Source organism: Streptococcus pseudopneumoniae (assembly GCF_001072375.1).
GTDB classification, from domain to species: domain Bacteria; phylum Bacillota; class Bacilli; order Lactobacillales; family Streptococcaceae; genus Streptococcus; species Streptococcus pseudopneumoniae_L.
The window spans coordinates 1-19352 of sequence record NZ_JVKV01000105.1; the positions used below are offsets into that span (position 1 = coordinate 1).

General features: G+C 39.0%; 19 protein-coding genes. 18 read left to right on the forward strand and 1 reads right to left on the reverse strand.

Annotated features, from left to right (window positions below; genetic code table 11):
- Positions 1 to 2: 2 nt before the first annotated feature.
- The 6 genes from glgB (at position 3) to ADH31_RS08610 (ending at position 7458) form a co-directional block, all read left to right on the forward strand.
- Positions 3 to 1931, forward strand: coding sequence for a 1,4-alpha-glucan branching protein GlgB (glgB, locus tag ADH31_RS08585; protein WP_045763413.1), 1929 nt, complete (start codon positions 3 to 5; stop codon positions 1929 to 1931).
- Positions 1921 to 3063, forward strand: coding sequence for a glucose-1-phosphate adenylyltransferase (locus ADH31_RS08590; protein ID WP_049510189.1), 1143 nt, complete (start codon positions 1921 to 1923; stop codon positions 3061 to 3063). The genes glgB and ADH31_RS08590 overlap by 11 nt, the downstream gene beginning before the upstream one ends.
- On the forward strand, positions 3053 to 4192 hold the full coding sequence (glgD, locus tag ADH31_RS08595; protein WP_049510191.1) for a glucose-1-phosphate adenylyltransferase subunit GlgD: 1140 nt from the start codon (positions 3053 to 3055) through the stop codon (positions 4190 to 4192). The genes ADH31_RS08590 and glgD overlap by 11 nt, the downstream gene beginning before the upstream one ends.
- The gene (gene glgA / locus ADH31_RS08600; protein ID WP_049510192.1) at positions 4189 to 5622 is read left to right on the forward strand and encodes a glycogen synthase GlgA; all 1434 of its coding nucleotides are present in this window, start codon (positions 4189 to 4191) and stop codon (positions 5620 to 5622) included. Before glgD ends, glgA begins: the two co-directional genes overlap by 4 nt.
- 62 nt (positions 5623 to 5684) lie before the next feature.
- Positions 5685 to 6326, forward strand: a complete 642-nt coding sequence (gene serB, locus ADH31_RS08605) for a phosphoserine phosphatase SerB (protein ID WP_049510194.1) — start codon at positions 5685 to 5687, stop codon at positions 6324 to 6326.
- Positions 6327 to 6342: 16 nt separating this feature from the next.
- Positions 6343 to 7458 carry a glycerate kinase gene (locus ADH31_RS08610; protein WP_049510196.1) on the forward strand — a complete coding sequence of 372 codons (1116 nt, stop codon included), beginning with the start codon at positions 6343 to 6345 and terminating at the stop codon, positions 7456 to 7458.
- On the opposite strand, the gene ADH31_RS08615 is transcribed toward ADH31_RS08610, so the two are convergent.
- Positions 7455 to 7898, reverse strand: coding sequence for a DUF1694 domain-containing protein (locus ADH31_RS08615; RefSeq protein ID WP_049510197.1), 444 nt, complete (start codon positions 7896 to 7898; stop codon positions 7455 to 7457). The genes ADH31_RS08610 and ADH31_RS08615 overlap by 4 nt on opposite strands.
- A 164-nt stretch (positions 7899 to 8062) precedes the next feature.
- Here ADH31_RS08615 and eno point away from each other — a divergent pair, with 164 nt between their 5' ends.
- From eno to ADH31_RS08675, 12 genes are all read left to right on the forward strand, one after another.
- Positions 8063 to 9367: a surface-displayed alpha-enolase gene (eno, locus tag ADH31_RS08620; RefSeq protein ID WP_000022825.1), complete on the forward strand. Its 1305-nt coding sequence runs from the start codon at positions 8063 to 8065 to the stop codon at positions 9365 to 9367.
- A gap of 200 nt (positions 9368 to 9567) precedes the next feature.
- Complete coding sequence (xseA, locus tag ADH31_RS08625; protein ID WP_049510199.1) at positions 9568 to 10908, forward strand: exodeoxyribonuclease VII large subunit; 1341 nt, start codon at positions 9568 to 9570, stop codon at positions 10906 to 10908.
- Positions 10886 to 11098, forward strand: coding sequence for an exodeoxyribonuclease VII small subunit (locus tag ADH31_RS08630; protein WP_000043228.1), 213 nt, complete (start codon positions 10886 to 10888; stop codon positions 11096 to 11098). Before xseA ends, ADH31_RS08630 begins: the two co-directional genes overlap by 23 nt.
- Positions 11095 to 11970, forward strand: a complete 876-nt coding sequence (locus ADH31_RS08635) for a polyprenyl synthetase family protein (RefSeq protein ID WP_049510201.1) — start codon at positions 11095 to 11097, stop codon at positions 11968 to 11970. The genes ADH31_RS08630 and ADH31_RS08635 overlap by 4 nt, the downstream gene beginning before the upstream one ends.
- Complete coding sequence (locus tag ADH31_RS08640) at positions 11963 to 12778, forward strand: TlyA family RNA methyltransferase (protein ID WP_049504636.1); 816 nt, start codon at positions 11963 to 11965, stop codon at positions 12776 to 12778. Before ADH31_RS08635 ends, ADH31_RS08640 begins: the two co-directional genes overlap by 8 nt.
- On the forward strand, positions 12771 to 13202 hold the full coding sequence (locus ADH31_RS08645; RefSeq protein ID WP_045763404.1) for an arginine repressor: 432 nt from the start codon (positions 12771 to 12773) through the stop codon (positions 13200 to 13202). Before ADH31_RS08640 ends, ADH31_RS08645 begins: the two co-directional genes overlap by 8 nt.
- 6 nt (positions 13203 to 13208) lie before the next feature.
- Positions 13209 to 14876, forward strand: coding sequence for a DNA repair protein RecN (gene recN / locus ADH31_RS08650; protein ID WP_049510204.1), 1668 nt, complete (start codon positions 13209 to 13211; stop codon positions 14874 to 14876).
- A complete protein-coding gene (locus tag ADH31_RS08655; protein ID WP_049510206.1) occupies positions 14877 to 15605 on the forward strand; it encodes a metallophosphoesterase family protein in 729 nt (242 codons plus the stop codon). It abuts the gene before it with no gap.
- Between the two features lie 78 nt (positions 15606 to 15683).
- On the forward strand, positions 15684 to 17507 hold the full coding sequence (gene lepA / locus ADH31_RS08660; RefSeq protein WP_049510208.1) for a translation elongation factor 4: 1824 nt from the start codon (positions 15684 to 15686) through the stop codon (positions 17505 to 17507).
- A gap of 197 nt (positions 17508 to 17704) precedes the next feature.
- Entirely contained in the window at positions 17705 to 18313 is a 609-nt protein-coding gene (locus tag ADH31_RS08665; protein ID WP_049510209.1) for a hypothetical protein, read from the forward strand.
- 198 nt (positions 18314 to 18511) lie between these two features.
- The gene (locus tag ADH31_RS08670; protein WP_000521965.1) at positions 18512 to 18988 is read left to right on the forward strand and encodes a PTS sugar transporter subunit IIA; all 477 of its coding nucleotides are present in this window, start codon (positions 18512 to 18514) and stop codon (positions 18986 to 18988) included.
- A 39-nt stretch (positions 18989 to 19027) separates the two neighbouring features.
- On the forward strand, positions 19028 to 19333 hold the full coding sequence (locus ADH31_RS08675; RefSeq protein WP_000590576.1) for a PTS sugar transporter subunit IIB: 306 nt from the start codon (positions 19028 to 19030) through the stop codon (positions 19331 to 19333).
- The last annotated feature ends 19 nt before the right edge of the window (positions 19334 to 19352 follow it).

Sequence of the window (19352 nt, forward strand, 5' to 3'; positions counted from 1 at the left end):
CAATGGATAAATTTGAGGCTTTAAGAACTTTTACTAGTGGCGAAAATTTCCATCTTCAACACTATTTAGGAGCGCATCGTGAAGAAAGAGACGGTGAGTATGGCTATACATTCCGTGTCTGGGCGCCAAATGCGCAAGCTGTCCATCTAGTTGGTGATTTTACTAACTGGGTTGAAAATCAAATCCCCATGGTTCGTAATGAATCTGGAGTTTGGGAAGTTTTTACAACTTTAGCTCAAGAAGGACATATTTATAAATATCATATTACTCGTGCTAATGGTCATCAGCTTATGAAGATTGATCCCTTGGCAGTACGTTATGAAGCACGTCCGGGAACAGGAGCAGTTTTAACAGAAATTCCTGAAAAAAAATGGAAGGACGGGCTCTGGTTAGCTCGTAGAAAACGTTGGGGATTTTTTGAGAGACCGGTCAACATTTATGAGGCGCATGCAGGATCTTGGAAGAGAAATCCTGATGGAACACCTTATAGCTTTGCTCAACTCAAAGAAGAGCTCATTCCTTATCTCGTTGAGATGAACTATACTCATATCGAGTTTATGCCTTTGATGGCTCACCCTCTCGGTTTGAGTTGGGGTTATCAGCTCATGGGTTACTTCGCTTTAGAGCATGCCTATGGTCGTCCTGAAGAGTTTCAAGACTTCGTTGAGGAATGTCATATCAACAATATCGGAGTAATTGTGGACTGGGTACCTGGACACTTTACAATAAATGACGACGCTTTGGCATACTACGACGGTACACCAACTTTTGAATACCAAGATCATAATAAGGCTAACAACTACGGTTGGGGAGCACTCAACTTTGACTTAGGGAAAAACGAAGTGCAATCCTTCTTGATTTCTAGTATTAAGTTCTGGATTGATTTCTATCACCTAGATGGTATTCGTGTAGATGCTGTAAGTAATATTCTCTATCTAGATTATGACAATGCTCCATGGACACCAAATAAAGACGGTGGCAATCTCAACTATGAAGGCTATTATTTCCTACAACGTTTGAACGACGTTATTAAACTAGCTCATCCGGATGTTATGATGATTGCAGAGGAGTCTTCTTCAGGTACCAAGATTACTGGCATGAAGGAAATGGGTGGACTTGGATTTGACTACAAGTGGAACATGGGTTGGATGAATGATATCCTACGTTTCTACGAAGAAGATCCAATTTACCGTAAGTATGACTTTAATCTTGTGACTTTCAGCTTCATGTATGTCTTTAATGAAAATTATCTCCTACCATTCTCACATGATGAGGTTGTCCACGGTAAGAAGAGTATGATGCATAAGATGTGGGGTGATCGTTACAATCAGTTCGCTGGTTTGAGAAACTTATACACCTATCAAATTTGTCACCCTGGTAAGAAATTACTCTTCATGGGTAGTGAGTTTGGTCAATTCCTAGAGTGGAAATCCGAAGAGCAATTAGAGTGGTCTAACCTAGAAGATCCGATGAATGCCAAGATGAAATATTTTACATCACAGTTGAATCAGCTTTATAAAGACCACCGTTGTCTTTGGGAAATTGATACAAGCTATGACGGTATTGAAATTATTGATGCGGATAACAGAGATCAGAGTGTTCTTTCCTTTATCCGAAAAGGCAAGAAAGGCGAGATGCTAGTCTGTGTCTTCAATATGGCACCGGTTGAACGACCTGATTTCACAATCGGTCTTCCTGTTGCAGGTATTTATGAAGAAATTTGGAATACAGAGTTAGAACAATGGGGTGGTGTGTGGAAAGAGCATAACCAAACTGTTCAAACTCAAGAAGGATTGTGGAAGGATTATGAGCAGACTTTGACATTTACCTTGCCAGCTATGGGAGCAAGTATTTGGAAAATCAAACGTCGCATAAAACCTACTAAGAAAGTCGCTAATAAAACTCAAAAAGGAGTAGAAAATGAAGAATGAAATGCTAGCTTTAATCCTTGCCGGTGGGCAAGGAACTCGTCTCGGTAAACTCACTCAAAGCATTGCTAAACCTGCCGTGCAATTTGGTGGGCGCTACCGTATCATTGACTTCGCTCTTTCAAACTGTGCCAACTCTGGTATCCATAATGTTGGGGTTATCACACAGTATCAACCACTAGCTCTCAATAGCCACATTGGTAATGGTTCTAGTTGGGGTCTAGATGGTATTGACACCGGAGTTTCTATCCTTCAACCCTACTCTGCAAGTGAGGGGAACCGTTGGTTTGAAGGTACAAGTCATGCCATTTACCAAAACATCGACTATATCGACAGCATCAATCCTGAGTATGTTTTGATTCTTTCGGGTGACCATATCTACAAGATGGACTACGATGATATGCTCCAATCACACAAGGACAATAATGCCAGCTTGACAGTTGCTGTCTTGGATGTACCATCAAAAGAAGCTAGCCGTTTTGGTATCATGAATACAGATGCTAATAATCGTATTGTCGAATTTGAAGAAAAACCAGCTCAACCAAAATCAACTAAGGCCTCAATGGGTATTTATATCTTTGATTGGAAACGACTTCGCAATATGCTAGTTGCGGCTGAAAAGGCCAACCTAGATATGTCAGACTTCGGTAAAAATGTTATTCCAAATTATCTTGAAACAGGCGAGAGTGTCTATGCTTATGAATTCAATGGATACTGGAAGGACGTTGGTACTATCGAATCTCTTTGGGAAGCAAATATGGAATACATCTCTCCAGAGAATGCTCTAGATAGCCGTAACCGTCAATGGAAAATTTATTCTCGTAACCTTATCGCTCCACCAAACTTTATTGGAGAACATGCTCATGTAGAAGACTCTCTTGTAGTGGATGGCTGTTACGTAAATGGTACAGTAAAACACTCTATCCTTTCTACAGCTGCTCAAGTTCGTAAGGGAGCAGAAGTTGTTGATTCTGTCATCATGAGTGGAGCAGTTATCGGTAGAGGAGCTAAAATTACACGTGCAATCATCGGTGAAGGTGCAATTATTGCCGATGGTGTTGAAATTGATGGTACAGAAGAAGTACAAGTAGTCGGATATAACGAAGTAGTGGGGGTAGCAACAGATGAAGATTGATAAATATTCAGCGATTTTAGGAAATACCGTTGGTTTCCATGATATGTCAACCTTGACAAGTAACCGTCCAGTGGCAACTTTACCATTTGGAGGAAAGTATCGTTTGATTGACTTCCCGCTTTCAAGTTTAGCTAATGCAGGCGTTCGTAGTATCTTTGGAATTTTCCAACAAGATAACATCAGCTCAGTTTTTGACCATATTCGTTCAGGACGTGAATGGGGCTTGAATACACTTCTTAGCCACTACTATCTTGGAATCTACAATACTCGTGTAGAGAGCAGTACTGTTGGAAAAGAGTACTATAAACAACTCTTAACTTACTTAAAACGTTCAGGTTCAGACCAAACAGTTTCCTTGAACTCTGATGTTTTGGTGAATATTGATCTCAATCAAGTTTTCCATTTGCATAATACAACAAAATCACCAATCACAGTTGTTTATAAGAAATTGCCTAAGAAGGACATTTCAGAAGTAAATGCAATCCTTGATATCGACGAAACTGACCATGTGGTTTCTCACAAACTCTTTGATAAAAAATCAAATCAAGATTACTACAACATGTCAACAGATATCTTTGTTGTAGATACTCAATGGTTGATTAAACGTTTAGAAGAAGAAGCTCAAAAAGAATATCCAGAAAAATTACGTTATGTTCTTCGTGATTTAGCAGCTAAAGAAGGTGCTTTTGCATATGAATACACAGGATACCTAGCAAATATTCATTCAGTAGAAACATACTACCAATCTAATTTAGATATGCTTGATCAGCATAAATTCTACTCTTTGTTCTCGCCAAATCAAAAGATTCACACTAAAGTTAAAAACGAAGAGCCTACTTACTATGCACCGGGTTCAAAAGTAAACACTTCTCAATTTGCTTCTGGTAGTATCGTTGAAGGCGAAGTGATTAAATCTGTTATTTCGCGTAATGTTCGTATCAATAAAGACAGCTTGGTTAAAGAATCTCTTATCTTCCCTCGCGTTGTCGTTGGAAAAGGTGCACAAGTTGAGTATGCAATTGTTGATAAGGGTGCTGAAATAGCTGAGGGAGTTGTCGTTCGAGGTACAGCAGAAAACCCTGTTATCATCAAAAAAGGCGAAAAAGTAACAGAGGATGTCCTTTCATGAAAATTTTATTTGTAGCAGCAGAGGGAGCTCCCTTTTCAAAAACAGGTGGATTGGGAGACGTTATCGGAGCACTTCCAAAATCATTAGTAAAAGCTGGGCATGAAGTTGCTGTTATCTTACCCTACTATGACATGGTTGAAGCCAAGTTTGGTGATCAAATTGAAGATGTCCTTCAATTTGAAGTCTATGTTGGTTGGCGCAGACAATTTTGTGGAATTAAGAAAACTGTTTTAAACGGTGTTACTTTCTACTTCATCGACAATCAATATTATTTCTTCCGTGGACATGTTTATGGAGATTTCGATGATGGTGAACGTTTTGCCTTCTTCCAACTTGCTGCCCTTGAAGCTATGGAGCGTATCGGATTTATCCCTGATGTCCTCCACGCTCATGACTACCATACAGCAATGATTCCTTTCTTGCTGAAGGAAAAATACAGATGGATTCAAGCTTACCAAGGAATCAAGACTGTTTTGACCATTCATAACTTGGAATTTCAGGGTCAATTTTCCGAGAGTATGCTTTGGGACTTGTTCAGGGTTGGATTTGAGCGCTATGCTGATGGAACAGTTCGTTGGAATGATTGTCTTAACTGGATGAAGGCAGGTATTCTCTATGCAGATCGTGTATCAACCGTGTCACCGAGCTATGCTTATGAGATCATGACTACAGAATTTGGTTGCGGTATTGATCAGATTCTTCGTATGGAATCTGGTAAGGTTTCAGGTATTGTTAATGGTATTGATACAGATTTGTACAACCCAGAGACGGATTCTTTACTTGAGTATCATTTTAACAAATCTGATTTGTCAGGAAAAGCTCAAAATAAAGCGAAACTTCAAGAAAGAGTTGGTCTTCCAGTACGTCCTGATGTACCAATGATTGGTATCGTGTCACGCTTGACTCGTCAGAAGGGCTTTGATGTGGTGGTTGAAAGCCTGCATCGTATGCTTCAAGAGGATATTCAAATTGTTCTCTTGGGAACTGGAGATCCAGGATTTGAACAAGCTTTCTCTTGGTTTAGTCAAGTATTCCCAGAAAAACTTTCTGCAAATATTACTTTCGATGTGAAATTAGCTCAAGAGATTTATGCAGCATGTGATATTTTCCTCATGCCAAGTCGCTTTGAACCGTGTGGACTTTCACAAATGATGGCCATGAGATATGGTACGCTTCCTTTAGTAAACGAGGTGGGTGGACTTAGAGATACTGTTCAAGCCTTTAATCCAATTGAAGGGACAGGTACAGGATTTAGCTTTAACAACCTAACTCCATACTGGCTCAACTGGGCATTGCAAACAGCTTTGGATGTTTATCACAACCATCCTGATGTTTGGAAAAATATGCAAGTTCAAGCTATGGAATGTGATTTCTCTTGGGATACAGCCTGCAAGTCATATCTTGATTTGTATCACAGTTTAGCAAACTAAATAGTTAAAATCGTATGATACCTTCATACGATTTTTTGAGATTATGAAAGTAAGGCAATTATATGAAAAAAATTAAAGGACTCTGTGTACTGGATGTAGATGGGACACTGATAGAAGAGGAAGTTATTGATTTGTTGGGGAAAGAAGCAGAGTGTGAAAATGAAGTAGCTCTACTGACTGCCCAAGCTATGAGAGGAGAACTAGATTTTGAAGAAAGCCTGGGAAAACGTGTTTCCCTTCTAAAAGGACTTTCTATAGATACTTTTGATAAGATTTATCATGAACTACACCTTAGTAAAAATGCTGCGCAATTTATTAACACTCTGCAAAAAAATCAGATAGAAGTGGGTTTAATTTCGGGTGGATTTACACCTGTTGTTGAAAGAATAGCAAAAGATTTAGGGATTTCATTATTTTCTGCTAATCAACTGGAAATCATAGATGGTCATTTAACTGGAAATCTTGTTGGTCCTATTATCAGCAGAGAAGTTAAAAAAGAAACCCTAGTAAGATGGGCTGATGAATTAGAGCTACCAATTGATAGAACAATTGCTATTGGAGATGGAGCTAATGATTTAGCAATGTTGAAGAGAGCTGGAATCGGCATTGGCTTTTGTGCCAAAGAAATCGTGAAAGAGGAAATTCCCCTTCAAATTGAAGAAAGAGATTTAACAAAAGTATTGAATCTGATAGATTTCCTTTGATTAGAAAGATGAGTGTATGAAAATTGTTATAGCACCTGACTCTTTTAAGGAGAGTCTCCCTGCAAGTGAAGTAGCTAAAGCTATTAAACTAGGCCTTAAAAAGGCTCTACCTGAATCGAAATGTTTGCTCTTACCTGTTGGCGATGGAGGGGAAGGAACAGTGGATGCCATTAAAAATTCACTTGGTCTTGTAGAAAAAACTGCTTTAGTGACAGGTCCCTTTGGCGATGAGATTCAAATGACTTATGTTCAAAAAGGAGAACTTGCTCTGTTCGAGGTGGCCGATTTAGTTGGGCTTGCTAAAATTCCTATTGAAAAGCGAAATCCACTGAAGATTCAAACAAAGGGGATTGGTCAACTGATCCTATATTTAATCGAACAAGGAATGAAAGAAATCTATATAGGAGTTGGTGGGACATCCAGTAACGATGGTGGTATTGGAATTGCCTCAGGACTCGGGTATCAGTTTTATGATGAAAGCGGGATAGAACTTGAGGCTTGTGGCCAGTCCTTATTTGAAGTAAGTAAGATATTGGACAAAAATGTCGTTACCATCCCTGCTGATGTGCATATTAAAATCTTAGCAGATGTGACCAATCCACTCTGTGGAACTCACGGTGCTACCTATACATTTGGAAAGCAAAAAGGATTAAATCCAGCTCAATTTCAAAAAGTTGATGATGCTATTGAAAACTTTTACCACAAAGTTGCACCTGAAATGTTAAAATTGGATGGTGCTGGAGCAGGTGGCGGTATTGCAGCTGGCTTATGTGCTTTTGCTGGAGCAGAGATCGTATCTGGTATCCAAACTTGTTTGGATTTGATAAACTTTGATGAACAGGTCGCAGATGCAGATCTAGTTATTGTTGGTGAAGGTAGGTTAGATTCTCAAAGTTTATCTGGTAAGGCCCCAATCGGAGTAGCAAAAAGAACACCAAATGGTGTTCCAGTTATTGCTATTTGTGGTAGTTTAGCTGAGGATTTACCTCCTTTACCATTTGAGAATATTATTGCCGCTTTTTCTATATTAGAAAAAAGTGAACCACTAGAAAACAGTCTAAAAAATGCCGCTATCTATTTAGAAGATACAGCTGCAAATATTGGTCAAGTCTTAGCTTTGAAGAAAAATTAACCAAACCACTTTTTCCAAAGAGAAATAGGAGCTTTAGTATCTTTCTCTTGCCATAAGTCTGAAAAGGCCTTTCTGAGGTCTTTTTCACTTGTTTGAACAGGGGCATCGCTATGAATAACTAGGCCAAAAGGAGAAGAGTTATGATCTTCAGAAACGATGGTCGCTTGGCAGTCAGCATCTTTGGATTGTTTTAGATAAAAAACTTGTTTATCAAACTCTACCTGAGGAGAAATTTTGACAAATAGAGGTTGAGTCTCTTTTTTAAAGGTTTCTATAATTGTTAAAAATCCATTTTTCAAATTATCATCATCAGCTATTTCAAGGACTGCATAGCCAAGGACACGTTCTTCAAAGGTACCGAGGAAACGTCTCTGTTCATCTGGATTTAGTTTAAGACCACCATTGGCCTTTTCTAGGATTTGTTTAGATACATCAGTCATAAAAATAGTATATCATAAAATAAAGGAGAAAACAGATAAAAGAAAGCGATTACTTTATAAACTTAAGGAAAATTTGCACAAAGATAACGTTTTTCCTTGAAAAAGGTGTCTTTTTAAGGTATCATAGAGATGTAAAAAATTTAACTCAATAAGGAGAGTAAAAAATGTCAATTATTACTGATGTTTACGCTCGCGAAGTCCTAGACTCACGCGGTAACCCAACACTTGAAGTAGAAGTTTACACTGAATCAGGTGCTTTCGGACGTGGTATGGTTCCATCAGGAGCTTCTACTGGTGAACACGAAGCAGTTGAACTTCGTGATGGTGACAAATCTCGTTACGGTGGTCTTGGTACACAAAAAGCTGTTGACAACGTAAACAACATCATCGCTGAAGCAATCATCGGCTACGATGTACGTGACCAACAAGCTATCGACCGTGCTATGATCGCACTTGACGGAACTCCTAACAAAGGTAAATTGGGTGCTAACGCAATCCTTGGTGTGTCAATCGCTGTAGCTCGTGCTGCTGCTGATTACCTTGAAATCCCACTTTACAGCTACCTTGGTGGATTCAACACTAAAGTTCTTCCAACTCCAATGATGAACATCATCAACGGTGGATCTCACTCAGATGCTCCAATCGCTTTCCAAGAATTCATGATCGTACCTGCTGGTGCACCAACATTCAAAGAAGCTCTTCGTTGGGGTGCTGAAATCTTCCACGCTCTTAAGAAAATCCTTAAATCTCGTGGTCTTGAAACAGCCGTAGGTGACGAAGGTGGATTCGCTCCTCGTTTCGAAGGAACTGAAGACGGTGTTGAAACTATCCTTGCTGCTATCGAAGCTGCTGGTTATGTTCCAGGTAAAGACGTATTTATCGGATTTGACTGTGCATCATCAGAATTCTACGATAAAGAACGTAAAGTTTACGACTACACTAAATTCGAAGGTGAAGGAGCTGCTGTTCGTACTTCTGCAGAACAAATCGACTACCTTGAAGAATTGGTAAACAAATACCCAATCATCACTATCGAAGATGGTATGGACGAAAACGACTGGGATGGATGGAAAGCTCTTACTGAACGTCTTGGTGGTAAAGTTCAATTGGTTGGTGACGACTTCTTCGTAACAAACACTGCTTACCTTGAAAGAGGTATCGCTGAAGGCGCTGCTAACTCAATCCTTATCAAAGTTAACCAAATCGGTACTCTTACTGAAACATTCGACGCTATCGAAATGGCTAAAGAAGCTGGTTACACTGCCGTTGTATCACACCGTTCAGGTGAAACTGAAGATTCAACAATCGCTGACATCGCAGTTGCAACTAACGCAGGACAAATCAAGACTGGTTCACTTTCACGTACAGACCGTATCGCTAAATACAACCAATTGCTTCGTATCGAAGATCAACTTGGTGAAGTAGCTGAATACCGTGGATTGAAATCATTCTACAACCTTAAAAAATAATCGTTGATTTAACAACGTTTTAAGCCCCTCGGATTTTATCCGAAGGGCTTTTTTTCTGTTCAGGGGGCAAAAATATTAAGAAATAATTTCGCACATAAATTCCCTGTATTTTCACTATTCTAGGTGGAAATTAAAGATTTTTAAGCATATTTTTGGTATAATAATACCCAGGAAAAACTAGAGAAAAGAAGGAGGTAGAGATGGAAAAGTATTTATCGGTAGCAACGTTGACCAAGTATTTAAAAATGAAATTCGATAAAGACCCCTACTTGGAACGGGTATATTTAACTGGTCAAGTCTCTAACTTCCGTAAGCGTCCAACCCATCAGTATTTTTCTCTTAAAGATGACCGAGCGGTTATTCAGGCGACAATTTGGTCGGGGGTCTACCAACGTTTGGGATTTGACTTGGAAGAAGGGATGAAGATCAATGTGGTTGGTCGTGTCCAAGTCTATGAGCCAAGTGGAAGTTATTCGATTATCATTGAAAAAGCTGAACCAGATGGTGTCGGTGCCTTAGCTATCCAATTTGAACAACTTAAGAAGAAACTTGCAGAAGAAGGTTTGTTTCAAGAGCGATTTAAACAATCTTTACCACAATTTTCAAAAAAAATAGGTGTGGTAACTAGCCGTAGTGGAGCTGTTATCCAGGATATCATTACAACTGTAAGCAGACGATTCCCTGGTGTGGAAATTGTCTTATATCCTACTAAAGTTCAAGGTGAGGGTGCTGCAAAGGAGATTGCTCGTAATATAACTCGAGCCAATGAACGTGAGGATTTAGATGTTCTGATTATCGGCCGTGGAGGAGGTTCCATTGAAGATCTTTGGGCCTTTAACGAAGAAATTGTAGTTCGAGCAATTTTTGAATCTCGTTTACCGATTATTTCGAGTGTAGGTCATGAAACAGATGTCACCTTGGCTGATTTTGTTGCTGATAAGAGAGCGGCAACGCCGACAGCTGCTGCTGAACTCGCTACACCAGTAACTAAGTTAGATCTTTTGACCTATCTTCAGAATCAAGAAAAACGCATGACTACAGCGGTTAAGCATAGTTTGTCAAAGAAACAAGAAGCTGTGAGAATCCTCAGTCAATCGGTCATCTTCAGACAACCAGAGCGTTTATATGACGGTTATCTACAACGCTTGGATCAGTTACAGCTACGACTGAAGCAAGGACTGAATGCTGAATTGGTTCGAAATCAACAAAAGGTTCAAGAACAAATCCACCGTTTGGAACAATTATCACCAATCATCAAAATCCAGCGTTATCAGGATCGTATCCAGCAATTAAAGAAACTGCTGCGAAGCCAGATGGCTGTGACCTATGATGCAAAAGTAGCAGAAGTAAAACGCCTATCAGAAGCTCTCCTTATGCTAGATACTAGTCGAATTGTAGCCAGAGGTTATGCAATTGTCAAAAAAGGAGAAGTTGTAGTGGCTTCTGCGAAAGATTTGAAAGAAAATGACCAAGTATCACTGTTGATGCGGGACGGTCAAGTAGAATTAGAGGTAAGAGATGTCAAAACAAAAGAAATTTGAGGAAAATCTAGCAGAGCTTGAGACTATTGTTCAAAGCTTAGAAAATGGTGAAATTGCTTTGGAAGATGCTATTTCCGCTTTTCAAAAAGGAATGCTCTTATCCAAAGAATTGCAGGCAACACTTGATAAGGCTGAAAAGACCTTGGTGAAGGTTATGCAAGAAGATGGAACAGAAAGTGAACTGGTATGAACAAGCAGGAAAAACTAGCTTTGGTCGAGTCAGCTCTTGAAGACTTTTATGGGGACCAACAATTTGCGTCCAGTTTAAGAGAATCTATTCTCTATTCCGTCCATGCTGGTGGTAAACGGATTCGTCCATATTTGCTTTTAGAAGTTTTGGACTCCTTACAAGTGCCTATCACTCAGGAACATGCTCAAGTTGCAGCGGCACTAGAAATGATTCATACAGGAAGTTTGATCCATGATGATCTTCCTGCTATGGATAATGATGATTTTCGTCGGGGGCGTTTGACCAACCATAAGGTGTATGGTGAAGCTCTAGCTATTTTAGCAGGGGATGCGCTTTTTTTGGATCCCTATGCTTTAATTGCTCAAGCTGATTTGCCGAGTCAAACAAAGGTTGATTTAATAGCTAATTTATCACTTGCTTCTGGAAGTATGGGAATGGTAGCTGGTCAAGTGTTAGATATGGAAGGTGAAGGAAAACACTTGAATTTAGAGGGACTTCAGACTATCCATGCTAATAAGACAGGTAAACTTTTAGCCTTTCCTTTCCAAGCTGCTGGTATCATTGCTGGATTGGATGAAAATCTTCAAAAACAGCTTAAAACAGTTGGCGAATTGATTGGCCTGGCTTTCCAAGTGAGAGATGATGTCCTTGATGTAACAGCAAGTTTTGAGGAAATAGGAAAGACACCCCAGAAAGATTTGCAAGCCGAGAAGTCAACATATCCTGCATTGTTGGGATTAGACCAGGCGATAGCGTTTTGCAATCAAACTTTGGATCAAGCTACTGCGAAACTAGAAGAGATTAGTCAAGTTGTGAGTTTTGATAAGGAGCCAATTGTGAAAATAGTAGAAAGTTTGAGAATCAATGGCTAAGGAAAGAGTAGATGTACTAGCTTACAAACAAGGTTTATTTGAAACGAGAGAACAAGCCAAACGAGGTGTTATGGCAGGTTTGGTAGTCGCTGTTTTAAATGGCGAACGATTTGATAAACCAGGAGAAAAAATTCCTGATGATACAGAGTTGAAACTCAAGGGTGAGAAACTTAAGTATGTCAGTCGTGGTGGCTTGAAACTTGAGAAGGCACTAGATATTTTTGATCTATCAGTTGAGGGACAAACGACCATTGATATCGGAGCTTCAACAGGTGGTTTTACTGACGTCATGTTGCAAAATGGTGCTAAACTAGTTTTTGCAGTTGATGTTGGTACTAACCAACTGGCATGGAAATTACGCCAAGACCCTCGTGTTGTCAGTATGGAGCAGTTTAATTTTCGTTATGCGGAAAAAATTGATTTTGAACAGGAACCAAGTTTCGCAAGTATCGATGTCAGTTTTATTTCCTTAGGCCTTATTTTGCCGGCTTTGCACCGTATTTTAGCTGATCAAGGTCAGGTTGTAGCTCTAGTTAAACCTCAATTTGAGGCTGGTCGAGAACAGATTGGTAAAAATGGAATTATCAGAGATGCCAAAATTCACCAAAATGTTTTAGAATCAGTTACTAAAATGGCAGTTGATGAAGGATTTTCAGTCTTAGGATTGGATTATTCTCCTATTCAAGGTGGTCATGGGAATATCGAGTTTTTAGCCTATTTGCGAAAAGAAGATCACGCAATCAATCAGGTTACTTCTGAAATAGAAAAAATAGTGGAGAAAGCACATAGAGAATTTAAAGATGAATAAAAAAGAGAGACTTGAGAAGATTAGAAGATTTGTTACAGATTATCAAATCGGCACACAGGAAGAAATCGTTGAACACTTGAGAGAAGCAGGTATCTCTGCTACTCAAGCAACAGTCTCCCGAGATATTAAAGAATTGGGTATTGTAAAAATTCCATTGAAAGACAATACTTACATTTATGAATTACCAAAATCAATCGTTAGAAGCTTGCAATTGGCAGAAAACAATATTGTTCATGCTGAACGCATGGGAAATATGATCAATTTGCAAGTCATTCCAGGAAATACTATTTTCGTCAAGAGTCAGTTGATGACTGTTTTTTCTGACCAAATTTTTAGCTGTATTGCTGATGATAATTCCATCTTGATGGTATTGAGAAGTGAAGAAACAGCCAAAGATATTTTTGAGCAAGTTAAAAATTGGTAGGATTATATGTTACTGGAAATTTCGATTAAAAATTTTGCTATCATCGAATCAATTTCTTTGAACTTTGAACAAGGGATGACTGTTTTAACTGGTGAAACAGGTGCGGGTAAATCAATCATTATTGACGCTATGAATATGATGTTAGGAGCTCGAGCTACAACAGAAGTCATTCGTCATGGGGCACCAAAAGCGGAAATTGAAGGTCTTTTTTCAATTGAAAGTAATCGTGCGCTAGAAGAAATTTTTGATGAACAAGGATTAGAATTAAGTGATGAAATCATTATTCGTCGCGAAATTTTACAAAACGGTCGGAGCATCAGTCGTGTCAATGGACAGATGGTTAATCTTTCAGTATTAAGGACGATTGGTCAACAGCTAGTTGATATCCATGGTCAACATGACCAAGAGGAGTTAATGCGCCCACATCGACATATCCAGATGTTGGATGAGTTTGGGGATGCCTCTTTCTTTGAATTAAAAGAAGCCTATCAGACGAGCTTCGATAACTACCGCCGTATGCGCAAGCAAGTGCTTGACATCAAAAAAAATCAGCAGGAACACAAGGCTCGAATTGAAATGTTGGAATTTCAGATGGCTGAGATTGAAGCAGCTAATTTGAAAGCTGGTGAAGATATTGCCCTTAATCAAGAAAGAGACAAACTTCTTAACCATAAACATATCGCCGATACTTTAACAAATGCTTATAGTATGCTTGATAATGAAGAATTTTCAAGCCTTGCAAATGTTCGTTCGGCCATGAATGATATGGAAAGTCTTGAAGAGTTCGATCCAGAGTATCGTGAGATTTCAAACTCCCTTTCTGAATCCTATTATGTTCTAGAAGATATCACCAAGCGCTTGGAATCCATTATTGATGATTTAGATTTTGATGGTAATCGTTTGATGCAGGTTGAAAGCCGACTAGATTTAATTCACACCATTACCCGTAAGTATGGTGGTAGTGTGGATGATGTCCTTGAATACTTTGCCAAGATTACAGATGAATACAATCTTCTAACAGGAAATAATCTATCTTCTGAAGATATGGAAATCGAACTCAAGAAACTTGAAAAAAATCTTGTGGATCTAGCAGGTCAAGTTGCTCAATCTCGCCATAAAATAGCGCAGGACTTAGAAGCTGAAATCAAGCAAGAATTGCAAGACCTATACATGGAGAAAGCACAATTTCAAGTTCGTTTTAGTCAAGGAAAATTCAGTCGCGAAGGTAATGAGAGTGTTGAATTTTACATTTCAACCAACCCTGGAGAAGATTTTAAACCATTAGTAAAAGTAGCTTCTGGAGGAGAGTTATCTCGTTTGATGTTAGCTATCAAGTCCGCTTTTTCCCGTAAGGAAGGTAAGACAAGTATCGTCTTTGATGAGGTGGACACGGGAGTTTCAGGTCGTGTAGCTCAAGCCATTGCGCAAAAAATTCATAAAATTGGGCAACACGGTCAAGTATTAGCTATTTCTCACCTTCCTCAAGTTATTGCGATTGCAGATTATCAGTTCTTCATCGAAAAGATTAGCAATGAACATTCGACCGTTTCAACAGTTCGCTTGTTGACAGTTGAGGAAAGGATTGAAGAAGTCGCTAAGATGTTGGCTGGGGAGAATGTGACAGAAGCAGCATTGACTCAAGCGAGAGAATTATTACAAAGTAAGGAGAAATAAATGACAGACTATTATGTAATTGGTGATGTCCACGGAAAAGCTGGAATGTTAGAAGACTTACTTAAAACATGGGATGGTAAGACTCAATTACTCTTTCTTGGAGATTTGATTGATAGAGGAGAAGATAGTCGCCGTGTTCTTGAAATGGTCAAAGACTTGGTCGACAATCAGGGAGCTATCTGCTTATCAGGAAACCATGAGTATATGTTTTTAACTTGGTTGGATAACCCTGAAGAAAGCTATGACCACTATCGTCGTAATGGTGGGGATACAACCATTAATTCTATTTTGGGGCGCCCACTGGATGCACCAGTAGATGGTGTAGCAGATGCGAAGCGTGTCGAGACTGAAGCAGCAGACTTAGTGGGATTTATTCGTCAGATGCCTTTTGTCATTGAAACGGAAAAGTATATCTTTGTTCATGCCGGTATTGATTTGACTTTGGATGATTGGCATGATACTACCGATTATAAGAAGGTATGGCTCAGAAAACCATTCCACGAAGCAGCCAATCATACTGGAAAAACCATTGTCTTTGGACATACACCAGTCTATGGTTTGTTGGATCAAAAACCTGGTACATCTGAACTTTGGATGACAGAAGACGGTAAGATTGGAATGGATGGAGGAGCTGTTTACGGCGGTGTCCTTCATGGGATTGTCTTTACCGACCAAGGTATGATTGAGCACTATTTCATCGAGAATGATGGCTTTGTTGCTGAAGATTAGTACTCCTAACAGGGTATGGTCTTGTCAAAATGTTAAAAACAATTTATAATTAATAGATACCCTGAAAGGAAGAGAATGATGAACTTAGAAGAATTGAAAAAACGACAGGAGAAGATTCGTAACTTCTCTATTATCGCCCATATTGACCATGGAAAGTCAACACTAGCAGATCGTATTTTGGAAAAGACAGAGACAGTTTCCAGTCGTGAAATGCAGGCCCAACTTCTTGATAGTATGGACCTTGAACGTGAACGTGGAATTACTATCAAGCTTAATGCTATCGAGCTTAATTATACGGCTAAAGATGGTGAGACTTATATCTTCCACTTGATTGACACACCTGGACACGTGGACTTTACCTATGAGGTTTCACGTTCCCTAGCTGCCTGTGAAGGTGCTATTTTGGTCGTTGATGCTGCCCAAGGGATTGAGGCTCAAACACTGGCAAACGTCTATCTTGCTTTGGATAATGATTTGGAAATCCTTCCAGTTATCAATAAAATTGACCTACCAGCAGCAGATCCAGAGCGCGTGCGTACAGAAATCGAAGATGTCATTGGCCTAGATGCTAGCGAGGCTGTATTAGCTTCAGCCAAGGCGGGTATCGGTATCGAAGAAATTCTCGAGCAAATCGTAGAAAAAGTTCCAGCACCAACTGGTGACGTGTCAGCACCATTGAAAGCTTTGATTTTTGACTCAGTTTATGATGCCTATCGTGGTGTTATCCTCCAAGTTCGTGTCATGGATGGAGTAGTCAAACCTGGTGATAAGATTCAGCTCATGAGCAATGGTAAGACCTTCGATGTTACTGAAGTCGGAATCTTCACACCTAAAGCTGTAGGACGAGACTTCCTTGCGACAGGTGACGTTGGTTATATCGCGGCTTCTATCAAGACTGTTCAGGACACACGTGTCGGTGATACAGTAACCTTGGCGACAAATCCAGCGACCGAACCACTTTCAGGATACAAGCAGATGAATCCAATGGTTTTCGCAGGTCTCTATCCAATCGAGTCAAATAAATACAATGACCTTCGTGAAGCTCTTGAAAAATTGCAACTCAACGATGCTAGTCTTCAGTTTGAACCTGAAACTTCTCAAGCTCTTGGATTTGGTTTCCGTTGTGGTTTCCTTGGACTTCTTCATATGGATGTTATTCAGGAACGTTTGGAACGTGAGTTTAACATCGACCTTATTATGACTGCACCATCAGTTATCTACAAGGTTAATCAGACTGATGGTGAGTCTATGGATGTGTCTAACCCATCCGAGTTCCCAGATCCTACAAAGATTGCAACTATCGAAGAACCTTATGTTAAGGCACAAATCATGGTACCGCAAGAATTCGTCGGAGCAGTAATGGAATTAGCTCAGCGCAAACGTGGTGACTTTGTGACCATGGATTATATCGATGACAATCGTGTTAATGTTATCTATCAAATCCCACTAGCTGAAATTGTCTTTGACTTCTTCGATAAACTAAAATCTTCGACACGCGGTTATGCAAGCTTTGATTACGAATTGTCAGAGTATCGTCCATCTAAGCTGGTGAAAATGGATATCCTTCTTAATGGTGATAAGGTGGATGCTCTTAGCTTTATCGTTCACAAGGACTTTGCCTACGAACGTGGGAAACTCATCGTTGATAAGCTCAAGAAAATCATTCCTCGTCAACAATTTGAAGTTCCGATCCAAGCAGCTATTGGGCACAAGATTGTCGCGCGTACAGATATTAAAGCTCTTCGTAAAAATGTGCTTGCTAAATGTTACGGTGGTGACGTTTCTCGTAAACGTAAACTCCTTGAAAAACAAAAAGCTGGTAAGAAACGCATGAAAGCCATCGGTTCAGTAGAAGTCCCACAAGAAGCCTTTCTCAGCGTATTGAGCATGGATGAAGAATAGTCGCTATGTGAGAATAGCATAGATTGTAATAAATCGATCAGTTGATTTAGATTGAAGAAAAGTCCATTTTGGACAATTTTCTTCAATCTTTTTCTTTGTTTTGAATCACTCAATTGATTTTGTAAAGTGTCAAAATACAGTAATTTTTTGACACTTTTCCCTTCATACTTTAAAATAGAAGTGAAAGGAGAGTTATCATGAAAAAAATAATAACTTTATCTACACTTTTACTTTGTAGTCTTAGTCTAATTGCTTGTAGCAATTCAGAGAAGACAAATGAAGTAAAGACAGAAGCCTCTTCTAGTGTTCAAGAAGTTTCAAGTCAAGAGCCTAGTTCATCGCAAAAGCAGACGGAAGAAACTCAAATAGTTGGATCTGATGATTATGGATATGTGAAAATTCCTAAATCATGGGTTCATTTCAAAGAAATTGAAGGTGGAGATGACATTCAGTATTGTGATGGGACGGATGTCAATATTGTAACTCTCAATACCTTTAAACCTGAGCAGTTTGGTATTAGTGAAAGTGAGTACGCTGCGCTTGAAACTGTTCAAATTTCAACTAGCATTTATGAATCTAAACAGAAAAGTCAAGACTTTTCCAAAGTATGGGGGTCAAAATCAACTATCGGTGGCTATGAGGCCTACGTAGTAAACTGTATTGCTAAGAATGGTAAATATTTAATTATCTGGATTTTTAAATCCGATGATGGCAAGTTTAGATACGTTTCTCTCGAAGGTGTTCCAGAGGTATTAAAAAATCTCCTTCCAATGGTGGAAGAAAGTTGGACCAATAAAAAGAGTTAACATCGTGAAAACAGGAGTCGTTCCTGTTTTTTATTATACTTATTAGGAAATTATAAAAAATATGTTTGAAATCATTAAATGTTTAATTCGTAAACAAAAAAAATAAAAATCAAACAAAATACAACAAAAAAACATTGACAACGGTTTCATATAGTGTTATACTTGTACCATAAAAGTTAAATATGAAGGGAGAAGGTCATGGGATTAGATCATTTCTTTGACAAAGACTTAGTCTTTTGCTTAGAAGCAGATAATCAAGAGCAACTTTTCGATCAAGTTGCAACCCTATTGGAAGAAAAGAAAGTTGTTACAGAGACCTATCGATCGGCCTTGATTGAACGTGAAAAATCGTTCCCAACTGGTTTGGATATGGAGTTTTTAGGGAAGGATTTGCCTAACGTAGCTATCCCTCATACTGATACAATTCATAATCTAACTGAAAATGTTGTCGTGGTTCGTCTGGAAAAACCAGTAACGTTCCACAATATGATTGCTCCTGATAAGGAAGTAGAAGTTTCATTGTTGTTCTTTATCATCAACAATTCAAGCTCAAGTCAAACAAATATTCTTGCGCAGTTGATGGACTTCTTTACAGGCAATGGTCATCTTGAAGCGCTGTCTAAGATTACGGAACCTGAAGCTTTGTTCCAATACATCTCAGAAGCGACTGCTTAATTTGTTAATAATTTTTATATAAAAACGGAGGAAATCCAAATGATTAAAATTCTTGCTGCTTGTGGTGCAGGTGTTAACTCAAGCCACCAAATTAAAAGTGCTCTTGAAGAAGAACTTTCTAACCGTGGGTACGATGTTCAATGTGATGCTGTTATGGTAAAAGATGTCAATGAAGACTTGATTAAAGGTTATGATATCTTCACACCTATCGCTGCTACTGATTTAGGTTTTGAACCAGGTATTCCAGTCGTTGAAGCAGGACCAATCTTGTTCCGTATTCCAGCTATGAGCGCTCCAGTTTATGACAATATTGAAGCAGCTATCAAAGAACATGGTTTAAGTTAATTATTAATTTGTAAATATT

Coding starts and splice junctions, on each gene's coding strand:
- eno (WP_000022825.1), top strand. CDS start 8,063: ATGTCAATTATTACTGATGTTTACGCTCGCGAAGTCCTAGACTCACGC.
- xseA (WP_049510199.1), top strand. CDS start 9,568: ATGGAAAAGTATTTATCGGTAGCAACGTTGACCAAGTATTTAAAAATG.
- ADH31_RS08640 (WP_049504636.1), top strand. CDS start 11,963: ATGGCTAAGGAAAGAGTAGATGTACTAGCTTACAAACAAGGTTTATTT.
- ADH31_RS08675 (WP_000590576.1), top strand. CDS start 19,028: ATGATTAAAATTCTTGCTGCTTGTGGTGCAGGTGTTAACTCAAGCCAC.
- serB (WP_049510194.1), top strand. CDS start 5,685: ATGAAAAAAATTAAAGGACTCTGTGTACTGGATGTAGATGGGACACTG.
- ADH31_RS08670 (WP_000521965.1), top strand. CDS start 18,512: ATGGGATTAGATCATTTCTTTGACAAAGACTTAGTCTTTTGCTTAGAA.
- ADH31_RS08635 (WP_049510201.1), top strand. CDS start 11,095: ATGAACAAGCAGGAAAAACTAGCTTTGGTCGAGTCAGCTCTTGAAGAC.
- ADH31_RS08590 (WP_049510189.1), top strand. CDS start 1,921: ATGAAGAATGAAATGCTAGCTTTAATCCTTGCCGGTGGGCAAGGAACT.
- glgD (WP_049510191.1), top strand. CDS start 3,053: ATGAAGATTGATAAATATTCAGCGATTTTAGGAAATACCGTTGGTTTC.
- ADH31_RS08610 (WP_049510196.1), top strand. CDS start 6,343: ATGAAAATTGTTATAGCACCTGACTCTTTTAAGGAGAGTCTCCCTGCA.
- ADH31_RS08630 (WP_000043228.1), top strand. CDS start 10,886: ATGTCAAAACAAAAGAAATTTGAGGAAAATCTAGCAGAGCTTGAGACT.
- lepA (WP_049510208.1), top strand. CDS start 15,684: ATGAACTTAGAAGAATTGAAAAAACGACAGGAGAAGATTCGTAACTTC.
- glgB (WP_045763413.1), top strand. CDS start 3: ATGGATAAATTTGAGGCTTTAAGAACTTTTACTAGTGGCGAAAATTTC.
- glgA (WP_049510192.1), top strand. CDS start 4,189: ATGAAAATTTTATTTGTAGCAGCAGAGGGAGCTCCCTTTTCAAAAACA.
- recN (WP_049510204.1), top strand. CDS start 13,209: ATGTTACTGGAAATTTCGATTAAAAATTTTGCTATCATCGAATCAATT.
- ADH31_RS08665 (WP_049510209.1), top strand. CDS start 17,705: ATGAAAAAAATAATAACTTTATCTACACTTTTACTTTGTAGTCTTAGT.
- ADH31_RS08615 (WP_049510197.1), bottom strand. CDS start 7,898: ATGACTGATGTATCTAAACAAATCCTAGAAAAGGCCAATGGTGGTCTT.
- ADH31_RS08645 (WP_045763404.1), top strand. CDS start 12,771: ATGAATAAAAAAGAGAGACTTGAGAAGATTAGAAGATTTGTTACAGAT.
- ADH31_RS08655 (WP_049510206.1), top strand. CDS start 14,877: ATGACAGACTATTATGTAATTGGTGATGTCCACGGAAAAGCTGGAATG.